The 25,817-nt window shown below is 46.4% G+C and carries 23 protein-coding genes; 6 read left to right on the top strand and 17 right to left on the bottom strand.

The annotated features are described in order from the left end of the window. Positions 1-2,596: Ig-like domain-containing protein (locus tag ACYQ2M_RS04860; RefSeq protein WP_459915198.1), on the top strand; the 2,596-nt coding region annotated here is incomplete at its 5' end. A 33-nt stretch (positions 2,597-2,629) separates the two neighbouring features. Here the strand turns inward: ACYQ2M_RS04860 and ACYQ2M_RS04855 are convergent. The 4 genes from ACYQ2M_RS04855 to serS are packed head-to-tail and all read right to left on the bottom strand — an operon-like array spanning position 2,630 to position 7,749. After that, positions 2,630-3,373, bottom strand: a complete 744-nt coding sequence (locus ACYQ2M_RS04855) for a tetratricopeptide repeat protein (RefSeq protein WP_459915197.1) — start codon at positions 3,371-3,373, stop codon at positions 2,630-2,632. A gap of 44 nt (positions 3,374-3,417) precedes the next feature. Continuing rightward, positions 3,418-4,962 (bottom strand): LysM peptidoglycan-binding domain-containing protein, encoded by a 1,545-nt coding sequence (locus tag ACYQ2M_RS04850; protein WP_459915196.1) that lies wholly within the window; start codon positions 4,960-4,962, stop codon positions 3,418-3,420. A gap of 23 nt (positions 4,963-4,985) precedes the next feature. Further along, a complete protein-coding gene (gene thrC, locus ACYQ2M_RS04845; protein WP_459915195.1) occupies positions 4,986-6,479 on the bottom strand; it encodes a threonine synthase in 1,494 nt (497 codons plus the stop codon). Then, positions 6,466-7,749 carry a serine--tRNA ligase gene (serS, locus tag ACYQ2M_RS04840; RefSeq protein WP_459915194.1) on the bottom strand — a complete coding sequence of 428 codons (1,284 nt, stop codon included), beginning with the start codon at positions 7,747-7,749 and terminating at the stop codon, positions 6,466-6,468. The genes thrC and serS overlap by 14 nt, the downstream gene beginning before the upstream one ends. 171 nt (positions 7,750-7,920) lie before the next feature. Between serS and ACYQ2M_RS04835 the strand changes: the two genes are divergently transcribed. Beyond that, the gene (locus ACYQ2M_RS04835; RefSeq protein ID WP_459915193.1) at positions 7,921-8,508 is read left to right on the top strand and encodes a 5-formyltetrahydrofolate cyclo-ligase; all 588 of its coding nucleotides are present in this window, start codon (positions 7,921-7,923) and stop codon (positions 8,506-8,508) included. A 133-nt stretch (positions 8,509-8,641) separates the two neighbouring features. Here ACYQ2M_RS04835 and ACYQ2M_RS04830 read toward each other — a convergent pair whose 3' ends face one another. Next, positions 8,642-9,649, bottom strand: a complete 1,008-nt coding sequence (locus ACYQ2M_RS04830) for a potassium channel family protein (protein ID WP_459915192.1) — start codon at positions 9,647-9,649, stop codon at positions 8,642-8,644. Between the two features lie 246 nt (positions 9,650-9,895). On the opposite strand from ACYQ2M_RS04830, the gene ACYQ2M_RS04825 reads away from it, so the two are divergent. Genes ACYQ2M_RS04825 through ACYQ2M_RS04815 form a run of 3 tightly spaced genes read left to right on the top strand, consistent with a single transcriptional unit; the run spans position 9,896 to position 11,575 of the window. Further along, positions 9,896-10,552: a protein-L-isoaspartate(D-aspartate) O-methyltransferase gene (locus ACYQ2M_RS04825; protein ID WP_459915191.1), complete on the top strand. Its 657-nt coding sequence runs from the start codon at positions 9,896-9,898 to the stop codon at positions 10,550-10,552. Between the two features lie 2 nt (positions 10,553-10,554). Then, positions 10,555-11,136, top strand: coding sequence for a YqaA family protein (locus ACYQ2M_RS04820; RefSeq protein ID WP_459915190.1), 582 nt, complete (start codon positions 10,555-10,557; stop codon positions 11,134-11,136). Between the two features lie 28 nt (positions 11,137-11,164). Continuing rightward, complete coding sequence (locus ACYQ2M_RS04815; protein WP_459915189.1) at positions 11,165-11,575, top strand: YkgJ family cysteine cluster protein; 411 nt, start codon at positions 11,165-11,167, stop codon at positions 11,573-11,575. On the opposite strand, the gene ACYQ2M_RS04810 is transcribed toward ACYQ2M_RS04815, so the two are convergent. The 7 genes from ACYQ2M_RS04810 to lpxC form a co-directional block, all read right to left on the bottom strand. Next, positions 11,538-12,449 carry a selenium metabolism-associated LysR family transcriptional regulator gene (locus ACYQ2M_RS04810; RefSeq protein ID WP_459915188.1) on the bottom strand — a complete coding sequence of 304 codons (912 nt, stop codon included), beginning with the start codon at positions 12,447-12,449 and terminating at the stop codon, positions 11,538-11,540. The two genes, ACYQ2M_RS04815 and ACYQ2M_RS04810, sit on opposite strands and share 38 nt — an antisense overlap. A 4-nt stretch (positions 12,450-12,453) precedes the next feature. Next, complete coding sequence (coaD, locus tag ACYQ2M_RS04805) at positions 12,454-12,957, bottom strand: pantetheine-phosphate adenylyltransferase (RefSeq protein ID WP_459915187.1); 504 nt, start codon at positions 12,955-12,957, stop codon at positions 12,454-12,456. A gap of 102 nt (positions 12,958-13,059) precedes the next feature. Beyond that, positions 13,060-13,632, bottom strand: a complete 573-nt coding sequence (gene rsmD / locus ACYQ2M_RS04800) for a 16S rRNA (guanine(966)-N(2))-methyltransferase RsmD (protein WP_459915186.1) — start codon at positions 13,630-13,632, stop codon at positions 13,060-13,062. Further along, on the bottom strand, positions 13,629-14,993 hold the full coding sequence (locus ACYQ2M_RS04795) for a sigma-54-dependent transcriptional regulator (protein ID WP_459915185.1): 1,365 nt from the start codon (positions 14,991-14,993) through the stop codon (positions 13,629-13,631). Before ACYQ2M_RS04795 ends, rsmD begins: the two co-directional genes overlap by 4 nt. Before the next feature lie 55 nt (positions 14,994-15,048). After that, positions 15,049-17,283: a sensor histidine kinase gene (locus tag ACYQ2M_RS04790; protein ID WP_459915184.1), complete on the bottom strand. Its 2,235-nt coding sequence runs from the start codon at positions 17,281-17,283 to the stop codon at positions 15,049-15,051. A 12-nt stretch (positions 17,284-17,295) separates the two neighbouring features. Then, complete coding sequence (locus ACYQ2M_RS04785) at positions 17,296-17,877, bottom strand: DUF4390 domain-containing protein (RefSeq protein WP_459915183.1); 582 nt, start codon at positions 17,875-17,877, stop codon at positions 17,296-17,298. A 2-nt stretch (positions 17,878-17,879) separates the two neighbouring features. Further along, the gene (gene lpxC, locus ACYQ2M_RS04780) at positions 17,880-18,755 is read right to left on the bottom strand and encodes a UDP-3-O-acyl-N-acetylglucosamine deacetylase (RefSeq protein ID WP_459915182.1); all 876 of its coding nucleotides are present in this window, start codon (positions 18,753-18,755) and stop codon (positions 17,880-17,882) included. Positions 18,756-19,331: 576 nt separating this feature from the next. On the opposite strand from lpxC, the gene ACYQ2M_RS04775 reads away from it, so the two are divergent. Beyond that, positions 19,332-20,006 (top strand): magnesium chelatase domain-containing protein, encoded by a 675-nt coding sequence (locus tag ACYQ2M_RS04775; RefSeq protein WP_459915181.1) that lies wholly within the window; start codon positions 19,332-19,334, stop codon positions 20,004-20,006. An 80-nt stretch (positions 20,007-20,086) separates the two neighbouring features. Here ACYQ2M_RS04775 and ACYQ2M_RS04770 read toward each other — a convergent pair whose 3' ends face one another. The 5 genes from ACYQ2M_RS04770 to ACYQ2M_RS04750 form a co-directional block, all read right to left on the bottom strand. Then, positions 20,087-20,380, bottom strand: a complete 294-nt coding sequence (locus ACYQ2M_RS04770) for a hypothetical protein (RefSeq protein WP_459915180.1) — start codon at positions 20,378-20,380, stop codon at positions 20,087-20,089. A 316-nt stretch (positions 20,381-20,696) separates the two neighbouring features. Beyond that, positions 20,697-22,163, bottom strand: coding sequence for a type I restriction-modification enzyme R subunit C-terminal domain-containing protein (locus tag ACYQ2M_RS04765; protein ID WP_459915179.1), 1,467 nt, complete (start codon positions 22,161-22,163; stop codon positions 20,697-20,699). A gap of 63 nt (positions 22,164-22,226) precedes the next feature. Then, entirely contained in the window at positions 22,227-23,777 is a 1,551-nt protein-coding gene (locus ACYQ2M_RS04760; RefSeq protein ID WP_459915178.1) for a P-loop ATPase, Sll1717 family, read from the bottom strand. Positions 23,778-24,047: 270 nt separating this feature from the next. Then, positions 24,048-24,866: a DNA/RNA non-specific endonuclease gene (locus ACYQ2M_RS04755; protein WP_459915177.1), complete on the bottom strand. Its 819-nt coding sequence runs from the start codon at positions 24,864-24,866 to the stop codon at positions 24,048-24,050. 162 nt (positions 24,867-25,028) lie between these two features. Continuing rightward, positions 25,029-25,637, bottom strand: a complete 609-nt coding sequence (locus ACYQ2M_RS04750) for a recombinase family protein (protein WP_459915176.1) — start codon at positions 25,635-25,637, stop codon at positions 25,029-25,031. Positions 25,638-25,817: the final 180 nt, after the last annotated feature.

Raw genomic sequence — 25,817 nt, 5'->3', positions numbered from 1 at the left:
CGCAGTGGTGGGAGCCATCACTCTGTCCGCCACACCCACTGCGATTCCTGCAGACGGGTTCAGCTCCAGTGCGGTAACCGCCCGGATATCAGACACGTCCGGGAATCTGATGCCCAAGGGCACGCCGGTGATCTTCACCACCACCCGTGGTGCCTTCTCCAATGGTGACACGACACAGACCCTTGAGACTACGGATGCTTCTGGATCGGTCACGGTATCCTTAATTGCGTCGGCCGTGGCGGGATTTGCCGAAGTTACGGCCACCTCCGGCGGGGTGACCCAGCGCATCATCGTCACGTTTGAGGGCGCGGATGCACCCGCTGTAGGTACCATGACCCTGACCGCCACACCCACTGCGATTCCTGCAGACGGGACCAGTTCCAGTGCCATAACCGTCCAAATTTCGGATACCTCCGGGAGTCCCATACCCAAGGGCACATCGGTGATTTTTACCACCAGCCATGGCGCCTTCTCCAATGGTGACACGACACAGACCCTTGAGACCACGGATGCTTCCGGTACCTTGAAAGTTTCTTTGATTGCTGGAACCAGCCCCGGAATTGCCAGTGTTTCTGCGGTTTCTGGTGGTGTGAGTCAAACCATTGATGTATCGTTCATCGGTGGAGGACTGGTGGTTGGAAGGGTGGAAATGCGGATTGTGCAGACGATACTCTCTGCCGATGGAAGTAGTCAAAGCCAAGTTATTGCAACTGTGAAAACTGTTGAAAATCAGGCAGTCCCTGATGCTGATGTTGTTTTTACGACCACAGGTGGTCTTATTACTTCCCCACACACCACCGATGAAAATGGCCAGGCCATTGCCATGATTACCAGTGATCGCTGGAACCGACAGGGGGCTGGCAAGGTCGTTGTTACGGGCACCAGCCAGGGAATTTCCGCTTCCGCTACCATGGCCTTTACTGGTGTCAGTATTGATATGGAGGCCCAGCCATTAAGTCTTCTGCCCTATCTTGTGACTGATGCACCCACAGATCACCCATTATCAAAGATTTCCATGATTTTTACAGATGCTGCTGGCACCCCCATTGCCGATGAAGTGATATCGGTGACAACAGATCGGGGAATTTTTACGGACAGTGTTGCTAATCCCCTGAGTAATAATGAGCAAGTGACTACCAGTGCTGCTGGAGAGGCTGAGATCTATTTGAAATCAGAAGACTCTGGGACAGCCAATATTACTGCCACTGCCCGTAATGCCACTGCAGAAACGTCTGTTGTTTTCCTGGCCTATGTTCTGCGATTTGTGGATGGAGATGGTCTGTCCGATGTTATTACGTTGTCAGAAACTCAGCCATTGAAGTTTGAGCTACTTGAAAATGGTATCGCCAAATCAGGCCAGATCGTCAATTTCAGCACCACCTTGGGAATCCTTTCACCCTATCAGGCGACAACGAATTCTGCAGGCGAGGTGAACACCCTCTTGACACCAGGGACACAATCTGGAATTGCCGTGGTGGATGCTACGACCACCATTGATTTTCTGGAACCTCAGGAAGACGTGGTCCTGACGGCCCAAACCAAGGTTGTTATTTTGGCTGAAGATGCTGATAAAATCGTGCTGAGTAAGGATCCTGGAGTGATTGATGTTAATACAGGTGTATCCACGATTCGGGCGGCAGTGTACGATGAAAATGACAATCCAGTGCCTTCGCAGAATATTTATTTCCGTATTGTAAATGGACCAGGTGGCGGAGAATATTTGTCCGAGAGTGTTAAGGTGACAAATTCAATGGGCGTTGCTGAAATCAACTTCTATGCCGGCGCATTGACCAGTGACATGGTGGAAATTGAATCCTCCCTTGAACCAAATTTCACCGGGCCAGGGAACCTTATTTATTTGACCATAGCAGGCCCCGTAGCCAATATTAGTGTTAGTATCAACTTGGAAAGCGTGATCCAGCCTGATGTGGAACAAGGCTTTCTTGAAGTGGGGGTCAGCGCTCTTGTCACTGATATCAACGGAAATCCTGTAGCCGATGGTATACCGGTGTTGTTCAGCGTTGAATCAATAGCCTTTGATGAGGATCGTGATGATGACGGTATTGTCCACTGCTGGAGTGCCGACGGTGAAACAAATAGAACCGGCCTTTGCTGTGAACCTACAAATGCTTGTTTTCCACCTGAATTTGGAGCCGTCCTTGGAGTGGACTGGTTCTCTGATAATGTTAATCAAAGCACTATAGAAGTAGAAGTAGAAGAAGATACAGATGGAAATGGAATATTGGATCCTGATGAGGATCTTAACGGGAACGGTATTCTTGATACCGCATTATTATTAATCGGTACACTGGATATGGCTGCCACAGAAGATCTCAACGGCAATAATATCTTGGATGTCGGGGAAGATAAAAACGGAAACGGGGTTATTGATCCCATACAGGGATCTTCCATTACCAGTCCTATACTGACTGAGAATGGAGTGGCATCCACTACTTTAAGGTATCCCATGTCTTATGCAGATAATATAAAGGTCAGAATTACTGCCCAGGCTGGGGATAAATCTAATTATTACGAGACCACACTCCTCTGCACCAAGGCCATGGTGACGAACGGTACCTGTAGTGGTGGATATTAACTCGTTAATCCGATGAGATCATCGTTGGGAGAATTACTCCAACCGCTGCCGAGCCTCCTCAGCCAGCCCGCTGTCCGGTGCAAGGCGGATCACCTGCTGCCAGGATGTTTTTGCCGCCGTAAACTCTCCCATCATTTCCAGCGTTCTGGCAAGATCTGAATGAAGCACCGGCGAGTCGGGGTATTTAGAAACAGCCTTGTCCAGCACCTGCCAGGAACGCTGGGGCTGACCCTCAGCCAGATAGGTGGTGGCCAGGCCATGGATGGCATTGATAAAGTCGGGTTTGGCTTTTAATGCCCTTTTAAAACTGGCTTGTGCCCCCATGTAATCGCCTTTGCCAAGATAGGCCCAGCCCATGTTGGACAGGGGGTAGTGGGGGGTGGCATATAAAAGATCCTCGGATATTTCCCGGAACATGATGATGGCTGAATCCCATTTCCGTTGCTTTAAAAAAACCACGCCCAGGCTGTTTTTTGCAGCCGTATAATTTTTTTTTATGGAAATCGCTTTTTTAAAACGGCTTTCTGCTAGACCATATTTTTCCCTTGCCAGATACACCAGCCCCAGATCATATTGCAGAAAAGGATCCTTGGGCAGTTTTTTTTCTGCATTGAGCAATTCTCTCAGGGCTGCGATGTAATTGCCCTGGGCCATGTATGCTTCTCCCAAAGCCTTGGTGGATGCGGCAACCTGCCGGTCCTGGGGAGGCTGTTCGGTGTGAGAAGCACATCCTACCATCAGGATGAGGATGAAACAGCATGGGATTAGTTTTGTCATGGGTGTTCTCCTGTCATGAGGTTCTCTCTGAATTTTGCAGGGGTTCAAAGGGGGCTGGGAGCACTTGTGCGTATAACCGCCACACCATTGCGTGAAAAAAAGTCTTGGGTGGCGGAGTTCAGGTCCTGGGTCGATAGAAACAAAGGGGAGGACCCGGCAATAAAAAGCCCTGGAATGGATAGGGATTGCCGGGTGGAGCGATTCATAAAAACAGGATTGAGAACGGTGGATATATCCAGTGCCCCAAATAATTCCCGCGCAGTGTGCATCGCTCCATCACTGGGGGAGATGGGAAGGATGGTATACCCCTGTTGTTGCAGTAGATTCAAGGCATTGCCATATATTTGATCGAACAGGATTAATAAATCCGGGCCAGGTGTTCTTTCTACCCGATCCGCATCTATAATGATTTCCACGCCACCCACCATGACGGTGTATGTGTCGTGTGACCAAACGGTTTGTCCGCTTTTTTCAAGAAGCATGGTGACGGCTTTACGTCTGTCTGGGGGAATAGATATTGTGGGGGGGGGAGGCGCAAGCTTTATATCCACCATTTCCATATCCATGACGGTAATATCCTTCCAGAATAATTTAAGGGCTTTGAGAAGCTCCTCATCCGGTCTTTCCCGGGGAAAGATAATAATTTTTGAATTGTTCTCGAGTTCAATGATGGGGGTGAATGCCAGATCCAGCATCATGTCTTTCCGGGTTTCAGTGTCTGGGAAATGATAGATTCCTTGATTGATTAACTGCCCGTCCACCATCGTTGCATATTGTTGAATCCTTTTCATGGCGGGCACCCGGTTCATGGCGGCGGGTACCCGGGAAGTTACGGGGGGGCTGTTTTCTGTTACCAGAGGCGTTTGCTTTGTTTTTTCGTATTTAGAAAGAGATATTGCAGGTAAAGGCCTGTTTGCGGGATTGAGTGCAAATCGATTGCGCCTGGTTGAGTGACTGGCCTGAAATTTTTGGGGAAACCATGGCTGAAGGCACATGGCTGGCAGGGGTATATTAATGAAGGTGTTCGGAACCAGGGGGGTGAAGGTTTTAAGGTCTGGGTTGGCCAGTTTAAGGGCAAACTCACCCTTTGCCATGAGGCGACCCTCATGGTCCAGAAAAAAGCGATCCATAAGCGCTTCAATCCGGTCCCCCTCTTTTACCTTTTTTTGTTCGACAAACCCGGTAAGTTCATGGGAAATCTCGCTGAGCTGAAGCATGGGCACAATAATTTGTCTTTTTTTGCTGGGTTGAAATTGTCGGGAGTCAAATTCTCTAAGGGGGAGGATGATCTGCTGACCGGGAACAATATCGTTGGGATTGGGGATATGGGGATTGAAACTTTTAAACATGGCCAGGAAAAGAGGAAAATTTGTGTTTGATATATCCCCTTTTCGTCTCAATATTTTGCTGATCCAGTCTCCCTTTTTGATCTGGTAGGGTTCACACAATATATCAATACCACGAAATGTATGAACCGTATAGTTCTTATAAGAAGTTTTAAGGAGTCTGGTGGCGGTGTAACAACGATCAGGACACACTACCATGGTTGTGAGTAAATATATGACAACAAGTAGTCCTGATCGTTTCATTATGACCTTGTGTGGTTTGTGTTTTAAAGATTCAGTTCCGATGCAATGCGACCGGCAATCTCTTCAGCAAATACTTTAAAATCCGCATCGCTCAATGGGGTCCCCTGGACCGGTACTTTTTCCGGGTTTCCGGGAAGCACAAGCCGGGGGGCATTTATCAGTTCTGCCTTTGATGTGATGCCGTAATCTTTTGGGATTTGGCCATTGAAATAAAGATCCTGAAATCCGGAAAATTTTATGGCATGGGCCGTGGCATCCACAATGGCGGTTTCATCCGTGGTTACAATACCCAGCTTTACAGCCCGGACAAGCCCAGCCAGACATTCGCCCCCCTGGGTGCAGGCAATGTGTCCGTTGCGGTTGGCCTCAAGACCCCAGTCCATGATCTCCTGCTCGGTGACCTGGGTGAAGAAAACCCGCTTTTCACCGGCAGCGGCATTGTATTTTTCTACCAGCTGCATAACCCGGGGCATGGAAACGGGGTTACCGATCATGGCAGCTTGGGCCACACTGGGTTGAACGTTGACGGGCTTGAATTGCCTTTTTTCCGGGTCCGGCTCCAGGTAGTACTGATAAACCGGATCCGCGTGTTCTGACTGCACCCCGATGATTTTGGGAAGTTCATCAATGATGCCCACGGCATGGAATTTCATGAAACCGTTCATCACGGCAGAGATGTTCCCGGCATTGCCGATGGGCACCACCACCGCTTTGTTTTTCATCTCATATTCAAATTCCTGGGCAATTTCATAGGAGTAAGACTCCTGTCCCAGAATCCGCCAGGCGTTTTTGGAATTGAGCAGAGCGACCGGGTATTCTTCAGAAAGTTTTTCAACTATTTTCATGCAGTCGTCAAAGACACCGGGGATTTCAAATACCTTGGCACCACTTCCCAGGGGCTGGGACAGCTGCTGGGGAGTAACTTTTTTATGGGGCAGCAGCACGGCGGATTTGATGTTGGGCTGGAGATAGGCCGCATATAGGGCCGCCGCCGCAGATGTATCTCCGGTGGAGGCACACACGGCAATGACATCTGATGCCAGATTCTGATCCAGTAGATACTTGATGTAGGACAGTGCGCTTGCCATGCCGCGGTCTTTAAAGGAAGCACTGGGGTTCTGGCCGTCGTTCTTGTAGTAGAACTGGACGCCCACCTTTTCCTGCAACAGTTCATTGGCTTCCACCACCGGGGTGTGTCCTTCTCCAAGGTATACAATGGATTCCAGGGGCAGGGTGGGGCCGATGAACTCATGGAACCGGTAGATGCCCTTCAGAGCCGGTATGTTGAGCATACGCCGATAATCAAAAATCTGCTGCCAGGTAGTGCCGGGAATTTTTTTCAGATCCTCGGCGTTTCTGTTCTCAATGAGCAATACCTGTCCGCACTGGGGACACACGTACAAAAGTTTTTCCATGGAAAACTGAGCCGAACAGCCAAGGCACTGATAATAAAGGGTACCGGTGGGTTTTGGCACAAGAAAGGGTTGAATGGCTTCTGGAAAATTATCGGGTCTCATGGGTGATTACCTTTTTGCCTCCCATATAGGGGATAAGGGCTTCGGGAATTTCCACGGAGCCGTCGGGTTGTTGATAGTTTTCAAGTATGGCTGCCACGCATCGGCCCACGGCAAGTCCGGAGCCATTTAGCGTGTGTACAAGTTCCGGTTTTTTGGCCCCGGGACGTCGAAATTTAATGCCGGCCCGGCGGGCCTGGAAATCCACGCAATTGCTGCAGGATGATATTTCCCTATAGGTGTCCTGGCCTGGCATCCACACCTCAATGTCATAGGTTTTTGCTGCTGAAAATCCCAGATCACCGGTGCAAAGCGTCACCACCTGATAGGGCAGGCCCAGGCGCTTCAAAATGGTTTCTGCATTTGCCACAAGGCTTTCAAGTTCATCAAAGCTTGTTTCCGGGGTGGTGTATTTGACCATCTCCACCTTGTTGAACTGATGCTGCCGGATAAGTCCTCGGGTGTCTCTGCCGTGGGATCCGGCTTCGGACCTGAAACAGGGTGTATAAGCCGTAAATTTAATGGGCAGTTTTTCTTCGTCAAGGATCTCATCACTGTAAATATTAGTAAGGGGGACTTCCGATGTGGGAATCATGAAGTAATCACTATTTTCAAGTTTGAACAGATCCTCTTCAAACTTGGGCAGCTGGCCGGTGCCGGTGAGGCTTTTTCTGCTCACAATAAAGGGGGGCAGTACCTCGGTGTAGCCATGTTCATTGATGTGGATGTCCAGCATGAAGTTGATCAGTGCGCGTTCCAGTCGGGCACCGGCACCCAGATACAGTGGAAACCTGGCACCGGTGATCTTGGCGGCCCTTGCAAAATCCAGGATTCCCAATGATTCTCCAAGGTCCCAGTGGGCCTGGATGGGAAAATCAAAGGCTCGTGGGGTCCCCACCTGTCTTTCCAGACGGTTGTCGTCTTCGGTGAGTCCCTGGGGAACATCGGGGTGGGGAATGTTGGGCATGGATATCATGAACTTGTTGATGGACTGCTCGGTTGCTGCAAATTCATAATCCAGAGACTTTATGGTATCTGCAACTTTGCGCATTTCCTGAATACTTTCATCGGCATCTTGGCCTGATTTTTTCATGACGGCAATGGTGTCTGAAACCACATTGCGCTGGTGCCTTAAGGTTTCAATCTCCTGGAGGAGCTGTCTTCTTTTTTTTTCCGCCTGGATAAATGCATCAAAGTCAAGGGCCGCCGCCCTTTTGCCCAGTGCGTTTCTCACTTCTTCAATATTCTCTCTAACATATTTTATTTCCAGCATTTCAATCCCTGTATGTGATATGTGAGAACTGTTAATTATTATTAGTTAATTGAATCAATTCGAGAAAAATATCATGGCGGTGGAAATCCGTCAATCATTATTGAATATTGACAATTGTTTCGCGGTGTATAATATTCCAGGAAACTGTTTTGAGCGGGGAGTGTTTTTTATATGCATGAGACCAGAGATAGCAAGAAAAGTATTTTGACCGGGATAGCAGAACGGCTGGCCGGTTTTTCTCCTGAAGAGATGGCAAAAAAGCAGGAAACCATTGAGAATAAACTATTGGAATTTGCCAACTTTCTGGAAGCAGAGCTTGCACTTCTTTATGTGCAGCGGGCCAGTGAAATGGCCACTGATAAAATTCTTCGGATCAGCCTTGCTGCAAGAAAGGGTATTATTTTACCATCCTTTTCTGAATCAAAGCATGCCATTTCATTGTTTCGGATTAATGATCTGGATACGGATTTGAGAAAGAGTTCTTCGGATCGTATGGAACCCAACCCGGATTCCTGCAAAAAAGTAGCTCTGGATCAAATTGATATTGCTGTGATTCCAGGGCTTGCCTTTGATGAAAAGGGAGGACGGATTGGATTTGGCGAGGGATTTTACAATCGATTGATTGCAAAACTGCCGGAGACCACCAGAAAAATTGCCATTGCCTTTGAAGAGCAGATTGTGGAGCATGTGCCCATGGATTCCAGAAAACATAATTTGGATATCATTATCACGGATCAGCGAACCATTTATAAAATTTAGTGGAGGCGCCCCTTATCCGGTGATGTTGGTTTAATTGAATCGGCTTGGTCATGACACCGGGGTTTGATCGCAATATGGGCCACTTTGGGGCGGGGGAGATGTGTCCCCTGAATCAGCGGAACGGGGGCGGGCTTTACTGCGACTGCGGATTCAAGGCCACATTAAACCTGGCAAGATTGTCAGGTTGCCCCATTACAATGACGGTGTCTCCGCATTCCATGCGGGTATCAAAGGAGGGGTTGAATATCATTTCACCGTCTTTTTTGCGAATGGCAATAATGATGAGGTCAAAATTCTGACGGATGCCGGAATCCTTGAGCATGATGTTGGCAAGGGGGGCATTTTCGGAAACGGTGGTCTCCTCAATCTGGATGGCCTTTTTTTTCCGGGATAATGCAATGTCCAGAAAACTGCTCACGCTGGGTCGTAACAGCTTGAGGCCCATGGATACTGCGCCGATGTCATAGGGTGATTCCACCCGATTGGCACCGGCGGCCAGCAGCTTGCTTTTTACATTGTTGCTGCCGGCCCGGGCCATGATGTGGATGCCGGGGTTGAGCTGACGTGCTGTTAATACCAGAAAAACATTATCCATATCCGTTGCCAGGGCGGCAATCAAATGTTTTGCCTTATGAATACCTGCCTTGATCAGCAGTCCTTCCTCCGAAGCGTCTCCATTGAGGTAAAGCACCCGGTCCTTGTCCATGGTGGGATTTAAGGATTCATCCTTTTCCAGCACCACAAGATTGGGCACATCCTCCCGCAGCTGATCACAGAGGATTCTGCCAATGCGGCCGTAACCGCAGATAATGTAATGGTTTTTGAGTTTGCTGATATTGGTGTCCAATTTTCTCCTCCCGAGGATGGATTTTATTTCTCCTTCAACCACAAACTGCATGATCACACCGGCCAGATATAAAAAATAACCCACGCCTGTAAAAATCAGAAAAATGGTGAAAATGCGACCGGCGGTGCTGATGCCGTTTACTTCGGAAAATCCCACGGTACTCAAGGTGATGGCGGTCATGTATGCGGCGTCAATAAAACTCCACTTCTCAATGGTCATATAACCAACGATGCCGATAATGACTATTACGGAAGAAAAGATAAATGCCAGGGTTATTTGCTGAACTTTTGTCATGGTTTGAATTTTATAACGGTTACCAAAATAAAAATCAATAGTCCATTTGATTCGTATGTTTTTATATGAACCATGCGTGAATAAGGGTTCTGCTTGACGGGTCACCGGAGGACTGATAATAACTCAATTTTTTCGATCTGATTTAGTATGGACCCAGGCAGTTATTGATCGCCGCCCTGTATCAGTTAAAAGCAGGGACGGGTAATCACATGGGCCAACTCCAAAAATTAAGACAGGAAGATGAGCATGAATACTGCGCATAGAAAATTTAAGATGCTCAGGCAGCAGATGGTGGAAAAACAGATCGTTGCCAGGGGGGTCACCGATGCCGCTGTCATCCGGGCCATGTCCACTGTTCCAAGGCATCTATTTGTTAATGAAGCCCTTGCAGACAGTGCCTATGGCGATTTTCCCCTGCCCATCGGGGAAGGACAGACCATTTCCCAGCCTTATATCATCTCCGAGATGACCCAGGCCCTTGAACTCAACGGGGATGATAGGGTCCTGGAGATCGGTACCGGTTCGGGATTCCAGGCGGCAATACTGGCCCAGATTGTTTTCCGGGTGTACACCATTGAACGTAATAGTACGCTGTTCATGCGCTCACGTAAACTGTTTGATCAATTGCGATACCATAATATTGTGACCCATTATGGGGACGGTACCCAGGGCTGGAAAGATGAAAGTCCCTTTGATGCGATCATCGTCACAGCAGGGGGGGAACAGATCCCACCGCCCCTGCTGGACCAGCTGGCCATGGGGGGAAGACTGATCATGCCCGTGGGGGGGCTGATGACTCAGGAACTGTTGCTGGCCACAAAACACAAACAGGGAATTTCCATAAATAACTTGGGTGGGTGTCGCTTTGTAAAGCTCATCGGTCAGCACGGATGGAAGGCATAAATATGTTGAAAAAAGCGTATGACTGGGTATTGGGGTGGGCAAAGCGGCCCGGCGGAGCCTGGGCTCTTTTTATTCTTGCTTTCTGTGAATCTTCTTTTTTTCCCATTCCCCCGGATGTGCTGCTCATTGCCCTTGCCGTGGGGGCGCCGAAAAAAGCCTGGCAATTTGCCCTGATCTGCAGCCTAGGTTCCCTTTTGGGGGGATGTCTGGGGTATGTTATCGGATGGCAGTTCATGGAAGTTGTGGGCAACGGCATAATTGCTTTTTATGGCCTGGCCGATAAGGCCGATTATATTGCATCTCTTTATCGAACATGGGATGCATGGGCGGTGGGCATTGCCGGTTTTACCCCTCTTCCCTATAAATTGTTCACCATTTCCGCCGGTGCCTTTGGGGTGAGCTTCCCCGTTTTCTTTATTTCCTCGGCCCTTTCAAGGAGTCTGAGATTTTTCCTGGTGGGGGGATTGATCGCCTTTTTCGGGCCGGGTATCCAGCAGTTCATCGAACGTTATTTTAATCTCATTGCCACAGTGTTTACCATTCTTTTGGTGGTGGGGTTTCTGGCCATTGGGTATCTGTTCTGATGGCCATCCGGGGGGAGACTAAAGGCCCATGAAACACCAGCTGGTATATCAGGAGGGCTTTCCCTTCGGGTTTAACCCTGCTGCCTGCAATACCTGCAACAGCCGATGCTGCCGGGGGAGGTCTGGAAATATATGGGTGACCTCCCGGGAGATGGCAGCCATCTGCCATTTTTCAGGAGCCAACATTATTGACGGGCTTGGAGAGTATTTCATTAAACGCCAGAATAGATTTTCCATAAGGGAAAAGAATCTGGCAGGGGAGTGGCATTGTATTTTTTTGGAGTCCGGGATAAAATGCGGTATTTATCCTGTGCGCCCCCTGCAGTGTCGTCAGTTTCCTTTCTGGCCCCATTTTAAACAAAATGTAGTTCATCCTGAAAAGGAATGCCCGGGTATTGTTGTTATTGAGCCTGCCCTGGTGCAAGGTACCAGTCCTTGATGAATTGTATGAAAAGCTTGGCAAGGGGAGATATGGTACGTTTTCCATGTGTTGTCATAAAAAAATGCCGGGTCAGGTCCACTCCTTCTATTTTTATGGCAAAAAGCCTTTGCTGCTGAAGTTCATCAGCCACGGCAATGGGGGATAGAATGGAGATGCCGGCATGGTTTAAAATTCCCTGAACCACGGCCGTTGTGTTGCCAAGGCGGGCAACAATGTTTAACTGGTCCGGATGGATGCCAACCCTTTTCATGCTTTGGGTGATGGCCTCCCAGGTGCCAGAGCCCTCTTCCCTTGCCAGAAAGGGTTCCCCTGGCAGTTGGGTATAATGGATACTTTTTTGTTCAGTCCAGGGATGGTCTGCAGGTACAATAAGGCGCATGTCATCCCCTGATAGTTTCTCCTGGTGAATCTGGGCTATGTTTGCCTTTGCCCCCACGATGCCTAGCTCCACCTCTCCGTTGACGACCTTTTCAATAATTTCAGCACTGTCCCTGGTCAGCACTGAAAGAGAAATGTCAGGATAGCGGGCATTGAAGGGTCCGATGACCCGGGGAATAATATACCCCGCCGGTATGGTGCTGCCACCCATGGTGATATGGCCTTTGGCATGCCCCAGGAAATGGGATATCCCGGCTTCTGTTTCAGCCTTGAGCTGGAGCATTTTAAGGGCATATCCATAAAGCAGTTCTCCGGCTTTTGTGGGGACAGCTTCCCTTCCCAACCGGTCAATGAGCTGGCATCCAAAATGGGTTTCCAAATCTTTAATGTGGCTGCTGACGGTGGGCTGGGAAAGAAATATGGCTTCTCCTGCCCGGGAAAAGCTTTTTTCCTTTACCACGCTGGTAAATACTTTCAGTTGCCACAGATCCATGGGTTCAAATCCTTGTTGAATTGAATTTTTCTTTCATTTTTACTTTCACCGGCCCTGGTGCCATGCCCGTGATATCACCCCCAAAGGCAGCCACTTCCTTGATGATGGAAGAGCTTGTGAAAATCCAGCGAAGCCCGGTCATGAGAAAAATGGTCTGAACATCCCGGTTGAGCCGTCGATTCATCAATGCCATCTGAAATTCATTCTCAAAATCTGATATGGCCCGCATGCCCCGGATAATGGCAACGGCATTCTGCTGTTTGGCATAATCCACAAGGAGTCCATCAAAGGCATCCACCTTGAGTCCCGGTTCGTTGGGAAGGCTTTTCTCGATCATTTCCACCCGTTCTTCCACGGAAAACAACGCTTTTTTATTGGGATTGTGCAATATGCCCACAATGACTTTGTCAAAGAGGTGCAAAGCCCGCTGTATGATATCCATGTGTCCGTTGGTCAGGGGATCAAAGGAGCCGGGGTAGATGGCGATTCTCTCAATTTTACTGCTCATAATGTGAAGTTCCTTGTAAACGCAAGGTTGGGATGCGATTCTGAGATTCACCTGCGGGAGGAATCAGATCAAGCCTCCGTAAAGGGGTATCCTGGTTAAGAGTCAAGGGGTCTCCGCCATGGATGGGGAGGGTGTTAAAAATGAAATCAGGGTTTTTCCATATTTCCTTTGATCGTGAATGTCAAGGCCTGTTATGGGATGGGGCAGTGCTACCTTAATGGAATGTTCGGCAATGATTATGCCGTCCCTGGCCAGGACCTGGTTAAGGATGCCGCTGTTCAAAGCGGTTTCAAGAAGGGGGGTGCCATAGGGGGGATCCATGAAAATAATGGTAAAAGGTTCCTTCTTGATGTGTTCCGGCAGGATGCCCCGGGACATGTCATGGCAGATAATGCAGGTCTTGTCATGGGCGCCACATCTATCTGCGTTTTTCTTAATAAGTTCACAGGCCTGGGGGGAAACATCCATGAAAGTAGTGTGACTTGCCCCGCGGCTTAATGCTTCAAGCCCCAGTGCCCCGGTGCCGGCAAACACATCAAGCACACGTGCCCCGGGAATTCTGCCCGCAATAATGCTAAAGACAGCTTCACGGACCCGGTCCGATGTGGGGCGAATACCCTGGGCTGTAACCGCTTCAAGCCGTCTGCCTTTATATTGTCCGGCGATGATTCTCATTTTATATCCTGTTTTTCTTCATTGTTTTCTTTAATGGCTTCCTTAAGATAGCCGGGATCAATGCCTGATCTTTTTGCAGCGGCGTCAATGTCGCCGTTTTCAAGGGAGAGTTTCTGCCTTAAAAATTCAATTTCAAATTGCCGGGTGGCTTCTTTGAGGGTTTCAATGGTGAACAGACCGGGCTTTCCCATGGCATCTGCACCGTTGTATGGTGCCGGAATATCCCCGGGGGTGATGATGTCTGCGGATACCATGATGTGGAGACGCTCCACCAGGTTTTTCAGCTCCCTCACATTGCCCGGCCAGTTATAATGATCCAATAGGGCCATGGCTTCCTTGTCAATGGTTTTTTCGGAATTACTGGAGTCCCTGGCGCATCCTGAAAGAAAGATTTTGGTGAGGATTGGAATATCTTCCTTTCTTTCCCGCAGGGGGGGGACATGGACGGGGACCACATTGAGCCGATAAAAAAGGTCTTCTCTGAAATGCCCTTTCTGGATTTCCGATGCCAGGTTTTTGTTTGATGCGGCAATGATTCTCACGTCGGTGTGGATGGTTCTGCCCCCTCCGATTCTCTGGAAGGTTTTGGTCTCAATGGTTCTAAGCATCATGGCCTGGGTGGCAAGGTTCATGTCGCCGATTTCATCCAGAAAAAGGGTTCCCCCCGAGGCCAGTTCAAATTTTCCTTTGTTTTTGGCAACGGCTTCGGGAAATGCCCCTTTTTCATGACCGAACAGCTCGCTGTTAATATTTTCTTCCGGGATGGCTGCACAATTCACAATAATGAAAGGACCCTCTGGGCGGGAACTGAAATGATGGATGGTTCTGGCCACCAGTTCTTTGCCAGTGCCGTTTTCTCCTGTGATGAGAATTGATGCATCCGATGGGGCAGCATTCATTATTTCCAGGTTCAGTGTCTTTATGGCTTTGCTGAATCCATTCACCGAATGTTTTTCAATGCTTTTTTTCCTCAGATATCGGTTTTCTTCTTCCAGTCGTCGGAAATTCAGGGCGTTGTTGATGGTCACTATGACCCGGTCAATGGATAGAGGTTTTTCAAGAAAATCAAAGGCCCCGGATTTTGTGGCATCCACTGCGGCCTCAATGGTGCCATGGCCCGTGATCATTATTACCGGAAGGTGGGGGTATTCTTTTTTGATTTCTTTCAGGGTTTCAATGCCGTCCATGCCGGGCATCCAGATGTCTAAAAGCACAATGTCCGGTGATTCTGTGTGGATCTTTTTCAATGCTTCATATCCATTAAATGCATGAAAGACTTCAAACCCATCATCGGAAAGAATGCCTTCAAGGGAATCGATGATGGATGCATTGTCATCAACGATTAATATTGCAGGAAACATGGTATCTCCTATGGGGATAAGGGGTTAAGGGTCGCAGGACCCTTGAATTGGTCGTTTAAACAGGGAGTTCAATGATAAATGTGGCACCTCTGGGCTTGTTATCCTGTACCCGAATCATTCCCCCGTGGTCTGAGATGATGGAGTTGACAATGGCAAGTCCCAACCCCATGCCTGATTTTTTGGTGGAAAAATAGGGCTCAAACAGCCTGGTCTTTTCTTCATCGGAAATTCCTTTACCGTTGTCAGACACCTCAATTCTTACCCGTTTTAAAATGGTATCCTGGGAGACATCTATGGAGATGGTGCCGTTTTTATGAATGGCCGACACGGCATTATCAATGAGATTTATAAAGGCCTGCTTGATCTGTTGACGATCCAGGTTCAGCAGGGGAAGATCCGGGGGAATGGAAAGTTGCAAAGAGACATGAGTCAGTCCTTCACTGTAAAGTGCCATGGTTTCTGTTATGATTTTTTTAAGACCGCAGGGTTTCATAAGGGTGTCTGGAAATCTGGCAAAGGTGGAAAATTCATTTACCAGGTTGCGAATGAGATCCACATGTTCCACAATCATTTCGGTGCACTGGTCAAACACGCTTTCATTGATCTGTTTTGAGTACTTGCGTTTCAGGCGCTGGGCCGACAGCTTTATGGGGGTCAGGGGGTTTTTTACCTCATGGGCGATACGCCTTGCCACCTCCCGCCAGGCCGCCATGCGCTGGGCTTTTTCAAGTTCGGTGAGATCATCAAATACCATAACCGCCCCCATGTGTTCCAGGTCCTCGTTGTGCAGGGCATTAAAATGGGCGGCAAAATGCCGGGGGCTTCCATTGATGGTTATGGACAAAGGAAAGGCAACGCTGGCAAGGGAGTGGGGAATCTGACGGCTGATTTTGTCCGCCAGTTCAAGGTGATCTCTTGTAAGGGTTTCCCTGAAATTTTTTCCCATAATCTGATTGGAGGAAATGCTTAACATGGCCTCGGCGGCTTTGTTGATGGTGGTGATGGTGCCTTGGGCATCAACGGAGATCACCCCTGCGGAAATGTTTTTTAAAACCACCTCCATGTACTGACGACTTTTTTCCATTTCCCTGTTCTGTTGTCTCATTTTTTTTTCTGATAGGGCAAGTTTTTCACGACCGGTGGCCAGTTCCCGGGTCATGGAATTAAAGGAGTTTATGAGGGTACCGATCTCATCGTCTGCAATAAAGTCAATTTGATAATTTAAATCCCCCCGGGTGACCCTTTCTGTGCCTTCTGCAAATTTCATCAGAGGAATGGTAATATATTTGGCAAGGTAAAAACCAAACCACACCGCACAGAACACCGCCAGTAGCGCCACAATGGAAAGGGCCATATAGTTGGACCACTGGATGGGTTTTTTCAGCATTTTAATTTGCCGGTAGGTTTCTGTTCCCTGGGAAATGGAGACAAGGTGTCGGGAGATTTCCCGGGGCAGCAGGGTGGTGGTCACCAGAAATCCCATGGTTTTTTCTGGAGCGGCATCCAGGGGAATCCGGGTGATGGTTCTGACTATTTCTCCGGCATTGATATTCTGGATTACGGATCGAGCCGTTTGATTTTCATGGAGATCCAAAAGCTCATTGCTGGTCAGTATGCCAAATGGCTGCTGGCTCAGCTCATGGGTGAGGGACATTGTGAGCCGTTTGGCATTCGGGGTATAAAGTTCCACCCCATGCAGGTTGAATGCCCGCTGGACCACCTGAATATAACGGGTGAGGTCCTGGAGGTTGTCCGGGGAGAGCAATTCCCGGGATTCGATGTGGTAAATGGCTCGCCTGGCAAAAAACAGGTTGCGGTTTTCTACAAAATCATAGAGCTCTCGTCCCAGGGTGAGGGCGTTTTCCAGGGTCTGCTCCACCGGAGCATCGAACCAGAAAGTGAGGCTTCGGGATATGAAATGAATGGAAAAGTAAAACAGCACAGTGGTGGGCAAAAGGGCCAGAGCCACAAACGCCATGACCAGTTTTGTTTTAAACCGGGTGCCGAACTGTTTGTTTTTCTTTTCGTAGTAGAGTTTTACAAGATTTCTGAATACCAGCAGAATCAGGGAGAGCAGCAGCAACAGGTTGGTGTTGATGAGAATAAAGACCAGAACGGCATTGGATATGGGAAACTGATCCCCAATATCGGTGATCCTTGTTTCTGCAAATGTCAAGATTCCCACAAGGAACAGGAGCATGAGCATAACAAGGCCCTCTTTCCTGAATCGGGACTTGCCCGGGGTGCTGTCCGTGGCAGGCGGTGGAGAAAATGTGTGGGGATTTGGCATGGAATCGGCCCGTCAGTATGTAAAATCCATGGTGTACCAGTCTGTCTCAAAATTCCAAAGGGACAGAAAAAAGAAAACATGGTGCAGGTACAGCGGCAGTTTTATTTTTTTCATTTCCGCTTTTATACGGATCTGATATTTCTTTCCGGGAATCACTTGATCAATGGGGATGATAATGAATCCATAGATGTCTGTCATCTGCTTTTCTGCGGCATCCAGGGTTTTAATCACAAGGGGGTCTTGTGACTTCCATGGCCTTGTCAGTGAAAAATTTTCCCTGATGGCATTGTATTTCAGGGTGTTGGATATTGTATGGGTGGCAATTTTTTTGTCAAACCAGCTTTCCCTGGCCCGGTACAACGAGATGTAAAAGGTAAATGTGGTGGGGATTCCGTTGAGAACCGCTTCATTTATTTTGGGGGTAAAGGCGTTTTCCACATTAAAGTAGACAACCAGATGATCCCGTGTGTTGGTGAGGGTGACATTGTCCAGAAATGCTTTTTCTGCCAGGGTGTTTGTGGCATAAAGCACTGTAATTAAAAAGAAGATCAGAGCAAACCCTGGAGAATGTCGGAGATGTCCGGGAAGTTTCATGGTTAATTAATCATTTCAACAGGACGGGTTTCCCAGGCATCCGTGGCGCCGAGAAACTTCCGGATAAATGCATGGTTCAGGGCATGACCGGATTTGTGGGTGACAATGTGGCCCTGGATGGGCATGCCAAGCAGGGAAAAATCACCGAGACAGTCAAGCAGTTTATGCCTGACAAATTCATCCGGGAAGCGGAGGCCGCCGTCATTTAAAATTTTGTCATGGTCAATGACCACGGCGTTATCAAGGCTGCCGCCGCGTCCCAGGCTGAACTGCTTAAGATAGATGAGATCCCTTGTGAATCCAAAGGTTCTGGCCGGGCTGATTTCTTTTTCAAATGACTGGGCCGAAAGGTGGAAGGTTCGCTTCTGGGTACCGATGAGGGGGGAGTCAAAGGTGATGGAGCAGGTGATGGTGAGCCCCCGGGCGGGGGTTACGGATACAAATTTGTCCTCCTGTATGATTTCCATGGGCCGGGTGGCAACAAAAAACCATCGGGGTTTGTCCTGGGATTTAAGCCCGGCCTGGATGAGCTTGTCTGTGAAAACAGCGGCACTGCCGTCCATGATGGGCATTTCGTATCCGTCTATTTCCACCAGGGCATTGTCAATGCCAAGACCGGAAAAAGTGGCCATGATATGCTCAATGGTGGATACAATGGCCCCTTCATTGCCCACCACCGTGGCAAGACTGGTATCCACCACCATTTTAAACAGGGCGGGAATATCCGGGGTTCCGGGCAGATCAACCCTTTTGAATCGTATGCCATGGTTTTCCGGAGCCGGATGAATGGTGATGGTGGCCTGTTTGCCGGAGTGGACTCCTATGCCTTTACAGGTGATTTTCCGGGCCAGGGTCTGTTGTGGGTAGTAATTGGTCATTTTATTGTAAATCAGGATCCATGGTGCATCCTGGACTTGCTCCTTTGCGTACAATGTTACTTTTGAATTCGATTGTGACTGACTTCCCCCATAGGTGGTGGATGTTATGATTAAGCCCCAAGTTTATATATAACCCACATGTCCTGCCGGACACAACGAAGATTGAAACTCTAATTATTCCAAATATCTGGTCTGAGTTTCATATGAAAAGCCCTGTAAGCTTCATATGAAAAGCCCTGTAAGAATAGATGACAAAAGGGCCTGTGATTAAAAATCCATCTTAAGAGTTGCTTATACCTGATTTCATTGATGAAGGCAAAATAATTGGCAAAATAATCTCCTTATGTTCTTATTTTAAAATGAATGTGTTATGGTTATTTTTAAATTTTTTTCGAAAGCCCCATTTTTGGAAAAATCAGTATTTGCGCTTGATATGAGCGCAGGCTTGTGCTGGATAGGGGAACAGGTAGGCTTGCGTTAGTGCTGTATCAGGGCGATCCTGATATGAATCAGCCTGAAAATAGTAAATATTTGGCTTGCTCATGTAAATGTTTGCAGGAAATGAAAGGAGGCGGTGTGCTTGCACGGATAAACTGCAGCGTTGTTTCCGGAGTAGATGCCTGTTTTGTCGAAGTGGAAGTGGACATTTCCTATGGGTTGCCGGTGTTTAATATTGTGGGGCTGCCGGAAACTTCCGTGCGGGAAAGTCGTGAACGGGTCAAGGCTGCGGTGAAAAACTCCGGTTATACCTTCCCCATGGATAGAATCACAGTAAACCTGGCACCGGCAGATATCCGCAAGGAGGGAACAGGATTTGATCTGCCTGTGGCCGTGGGCATCCTTGCAGCATCGGACATTATTTCCGCAGATTTCTGTGCCCGGTACAGCATGGTGGGAGAATTGTCCCTGGATGGAAGGGTTAAACCGGTGGCAGGGGTGATGGCTGCGGCTTTGTCCGCAAGGGAGAAAGGACTTCAGGGCATTCTTGTTCCCCGGGAGAACGGCAAGGAGGCTTCTGTAGTCCAGGGGCTTGAGATATTGCCCGTGGATAGCCTGACCCGGGCGGTTAATTTTTTTTCAGGCTTTGAAACCATTACTCCTTTAACCTGCGATTTGGCTGGTATCCTGGGGGAAATACATGGAGACGGAGGGCTTGATTTTTGCCATGTCATGGGGCAGAATCATGTGAAAAGAGCCCTGGAAATTGCGGCAACCGGAAGGCATAATCTTCTCATAATGTCAACTGTTTAACCCCCTTGAAATAATTTTGACTTTTATAATTATTTTAGGATGTTATCACGATCCTTTGGGGGAATCTAAAAAAAAATTATTTATGAATACAGCGAATCCAATGCTTTATTCATTGCAATATCAACCTCGGGATTAAAGGCGGCATGTGAAAGGCGGTATTCATCTATGCTTTGTTTATCAAAAATCCAGTCTCCCCGGCCATTGTCCGGATCTTGATACCCGATGATTTTCCCATCAAGGGCCAGCTCCATTAATTTCTTTTGACCGTACGCGGAATATTGGGCGGCATTTTTTATTTTCAGCCACCTCGGCTGTGCCATAATTCTTTTTGAGATTGCGTCGGCAAGAATTTCAATATCTTCAGTTTCCATCATGTCGTGTTCCCCCTTATGACTGGTTTATATCTTTGACAAGTTATATTCATCGCCTTTTCCTATGATAGAGTATCACGTATGCTTGCCCTTTTCCAAATTCTCCATCAGGGTTCTTTCTTAGATCAGGGATCTTTAGACCATCCATCTATAGGGTTCATGGCTTCCTTGATAGTGATGTTTTCTTCTCCTACCCTCACGCACAACGCAAACTCTTAGGGCTTGATGAATTTGAAGATGGACATCCTCTGGATATTTTAATTATATTTGGTAGCGTCTTCAATCTTTCAGTAAAAGCCCATCCAGACAGTCTGAAGAGTTACATGGTCATTTGGGGCTCATACAAATGCTTCTGAAAACCAATGAAGACATCCAATATTTCTGAAGCACTTCCCAGTTCTGTCATGGCATCCCCAATGGAATGGTATTTCAATTGAAGCAAGTCCGGCAGCTTTGCCTGATCCAGTTCTCCAACCCCTTGTGAAATATAATGTCCGAGCACAAATGAAAGGAATTCTTTTTGCGGGTCCGTGTACTTGTTAATAAAGCCGTTTTTATGGCCGTTAACACGCTCCTCACGGCTTATTGGGGGCAAAGCATAGGCTATGTATGCAAGTACATCAAAAAGGTCGCTATTCTCCGCATTTATCAACTGCTTAACTTCTTTTAGTTGATCTAAACCATAGCCCTTTTCTTCCAACCCTTTCAGTAAATTTTTCCGGGTATCGGGGTTACTCCATAATATTCTCAGTTCATCCTCATCTTTGAACAATTCTGGTAATTCGCCATACAGACCTTCAATAAATTGAGCTGCAGATATTGGTTGTCCATCCTGTCCCCAAAAGCTGGTGGCAGAAATATGTTGAATGGTCCGCGCCTTTCCATCTGCCAGTTTTATCTTTATGATGACTTTATTGTTACACACACAAGGGGTTTGTCCACATATAGGGCAGGTCTCCGGCTCTTTCACGCATTCGCAAGGGCTCTTGCCACATACCGGGCAAGGTTCCGGTGGATCAATCACACAAGTGCAAGGGGAATTGCCACACCGCTTGCATACTTCTGGTTCAAGGGGTTCTCCATCCCACTCTGGATCACTGAAAAATTCATATGCCCTGACAAAGTCATAAATGGTAAAATAATCCTTGCCATCAAATAGACGGGTGCCACGTCCAATAATTTGTTTAAACTCAATGATCGAGCTAATAGGGCGCATCAATACTATGTTGCGGATATTGCGGGCATCCACACCTGTTGAAAGTTTTTGTGAAGTTGTCAGGATCGTTGGAATTGTTTTTTCATTATCCTGAAAGACCCTCAACCACCGCTCCCCCTCCTCTCCATCATTTGCAGTGACTCGGATACAATAGTTGGTATCCTGGTTTTGTTTTTGTTTGTTGATCAGGTCCCGGATTAGAAGGGCATGTTCCTGGATGGAGCAGAACACTAATATTTTTTGAGTCTGGTCAATTCTGTCCATAAACAGCTTGACACGGTAGGCCTCCCTTTCTTCAGTTTCAATTGTCCGGTTAAATTCTTTTTCCCCGTATAATTTACCCTGTTCCACTTCTCCCTGAACAATACTGTCATCGGAAGTGTATCTGTAATCATCAATGGTTGTGGCTATTTGATTTACTTTGAATGGGCTTAGAAATCCATCATTGATACCTTCTTTCAGTGAGTAAATATAAACAGGCTCACCGAAATATGCATAGGTATCAACATTGCCTTTTCGTTTGGGTGTTGCAGTTAAGCCCAGTTGAATCGCTGGTGAGAAGTATTCCAAGATACCCCGCCAGTTGCCTTTATTAGAAAACGTTAATAATGGGATTGCCGAAATATTCTGATTTTAATAATGAGAAATTTTATTTGGAAATCCAATGTTAAATGAATTCTCTTTTTGAATTTTAATCAAATAACTTCGATATGCGGGATGAATTTCCCAAGCAATTTTCTGCATATCATTCCACCTTGCCATTGAAACTAAATCGGGATCGTCATCAACAGTAATATGCCTATAACCGTCTTTCATCCTTTCATCTGATATTCTAGCATTTAGAAAACCAACCTCATGTAAAAATTGCCATAGTAAAAAAATATCAGCTTTCTTTTCAGAATTTAAAGTCTTGCCAAATAAGGTTAAAGAGAATCTATTCGGCATTTTTTTTAAATATTCATAAGCTGAGTCTGGCTTTAGAGTGAATGAACCGGCATCATAATTAATTGATGCGAACGACCTTACTATCTCTTTTATTGCTGGGCACTCCTCATCTACTTCACGTTTTAAATCATCGACTCGTTGTTCTGAGTAAGTGTTAAATATAGCAGTTGCATTATTCGACTTTATTTTACCCCATTTTTTTTTTATTGCATCTTTTGCCAACATCGAAACCAATTGGATACCATCTCTCGGTCTTTCCCTTGAGCTTTTAACAATGAAATCCACCCAATATCTTTTAATATTCTCGGTACTAGGTATCGTTACTCGTCGTTCATCAAAAAAAGGGCCATATGGTTCTTGGTAAATTTCACCTTTATATTCATTGCAAGCTAATTTTATACGCTTTTCAATTATTTTTCTTACAGCATCTTCATCAGGGTTCAGCAGATGAATAAACGTTCTGAAATGATCCACTTGATCCCGCTGTCCGGCTTCGTTCCTACCAAGCCGTTTCCAAATTTCATTTCTCAATGTTATTATACATTTGATATTGTCACATTCTTCCATAATAGAACGAGTCGCTAATAAAAATGCCCAAATTCGGTTAAGTTGATTAGAATTGTCAGGTGGTGCAAGTTGATCCGTATCATCAATCAGGAGATAAAAAAATCTTTGAGATCCAGACAAAGTGGATTTAACCGCAGTTTTGATTTTTTGATCACTTATGCCATGAGTTGATGCTGCAATTTTTTTAAAGTCTACGTTTGAGATAGTTTGGCCGATCGGGGCCAATATCCTTAGAATTTTTTGAACAGTGTCGTCATTTTTATATCCTTCTTTTTGGGCTAATGAGAAGAGTTCTTTATCAGTATCTTTTATAATTAAACCTTCTATATCCTTACCGAGCTGGACGCCAATGGCTTTAAGAATGGCTTTTTCGGCAACCCTAGTTAAATAGCCCAATGAAGTGTCGTTAGTATCATTGATTTCTAAATGGATATCTTTTGGCCTCAACATTAGAGCAGGAGCACCTCCATCAGCCATTTGTGATTTAAAAAATCTTAAAAATGCTGATTTCCCGCTTCCTTTTTTACCTATAAGTAGACGAGGACTTGCTGGTTGTAGAGTAATTATGCTTAAATAATCTTCATGGGGAACAAATGCTTTGTCTAAAAACGATGATTCGGTTTCTGCGGTTCCTGATCCAAAATATTTCGATAGAACATTAAGACCACTCATTTTATCTCCATTTAAAATTAGAATTGATAATCGACCATACTAATATGAATTCGTTTTGGTAGTCCTGCATTTATTATGATGATTTTAATTTAAAACTCTCAATCGGCACCATATTCCCGATGCTTGACGTAGATTTATAGAAAAGGCATCATCATCTCGTTGCACCACTACCTTCGTTTTTATTAAAAAAGAAAAGCCAAATGAACATTCCAGCTAATATTTAAAATCAAACTTTATTGGAGATAAACCCTCATTCAAATTGGCAAGACATTACCATTCCACGCTTTCAGTTTCTTTTACTTCCACTCTTTTCTCAATATCATCATCAAGAATTGTCATAAAATCCAAACCGGTCAGGGCTTCAACCCTGTCAATGGATGTCAGGAAATGGCTTAAATCCCGCTCAGATTTCGGTAATATGTTAGGTATAAGGAATGCCAGGGTGTCTACCCCGTTTACGCCGCCATCTTCTCTAATCACAATTTTAAACAATGCATCAGGAATGGCCGCCTTTGTTTCTCCATCTTGTCCGAGCCACATGGCCGGAGACTTGCCGAAAAATACAGGGCCGCATATTACCCATACCTGACCAAACTTGTCCGCCCAATCATTACATTGTTGTTCAAGGGTCTTCCAGATCCCGTTGTTCTGCCATTGAAGTTGAGGCACTGCATTTAAAACAGTATGGGTGTTGTAAGCGGCATCAGCACTTATTCTTTCCGCTGTGTCTTTGGGGCACATATGGCCCCGGACAAACCGGTAATCTGTTTTAACCTCTTTAATTTCGCTCACCCCGGACACTGCATATGTTTGGTCATCCGGTGCCACCCCTTCGTTGTGCAAAGCTTCATCTGTCATCCATTTGGGGCGTTTTTCAAGGTGGTGTTCAGTGGTAACCCTTTTAATTTCAAAGGCCACCCATTCCGGGATACCCCATTTATCAGGGTCCCCGTCTTTATCATTATTGTCAGCGCTATCAAATGAAGTTGTATAAGCTGCAAATTGAAAAATTTTATCTTGAGGAAGGGTTTGCCATTTATCATGGTTGTATGCGGGGTCAAGGACAATGGGCTGAAGGCCGGATGCCATAAGGACTGCTGGGAAAAGGAAGAGTAAAAAAAATAATACTGGAATCAGGATTTTGATATATTTCATAAAAAATGCCCCTTGAAAAACGCTTGGTTTTAATCTTGGGGCATTATAGTATCAGCTGTTTCAATTTCTGAAAAGGTCTTTTGAGCGGTAGGGAATTTAATTTGAAATCTCAGCTTTGTTTTTATTTAACCAGTTGTGCAGGTTGGGCAATGAACATCCATATTTTTTGGCAACGAATGTCTTGGTTGACCCATTATTAAGAAGGGCAATGATTTCTTCTTTAAAGGGGTCCAGCTTTGATTTCCCGGGGCCTTTGGGTCTTCCGAGTATAACCCCTGCCGCCTTCCTTGCCTTTAGTGCTTCCTTAGTTCTGGAGCTTATCAGGTCCCTTTCAATTTCTGCCGCCATACTGAAGCACATGGCAATCAGTTTGCTTTGAATGGTGCCGTTGAGTTCCCAGTTGCCTTTAATTGCATAAATGCTGATTTCCTTTTCTTTGGCCACTGAAAGAATTTCCATAATTTCAAGCATTGACCGACCAAGGCGGGAAAGCTCGGGGACAATTAAACGGTCGCCCTCTCCAAGCTCATCAATAATTTTCTGAATCTTCCGCTTTTTCCAGCTTATTTTACCGGAGACTTTTTCTTCAACAAATTCAACATGGCCAAATTTTTTGTCATTGGCAAAGGTTAAGATGTCCGCTTTGTTTTTGTCCGTATCTTGGTTAGCAGTTGAGACCCTCAAATAAGCAACCGTTTTAGGCATGTTTTGATCCCCAATTTGGAAAGTTAAAAGAAAACCTAAAATACATGCTTATTATTTATGATTTTATTAAATGAAAGTCAATGGTTTTTATCTAATTTTTTATAAAGTAAAAACGTTCATTTTTATATTAATATTTTGTGGTGAACATAAAGCCTAATTCATGCTCATGTTGAGTCCCTG

This window comes from Desulfocicer niacini (genome assembly GCF_054657595.1).
Note: the sequence above shows the minus strand (reverse complement) of the source record. Positions and strands in the feature narration are given on the sequence as shown.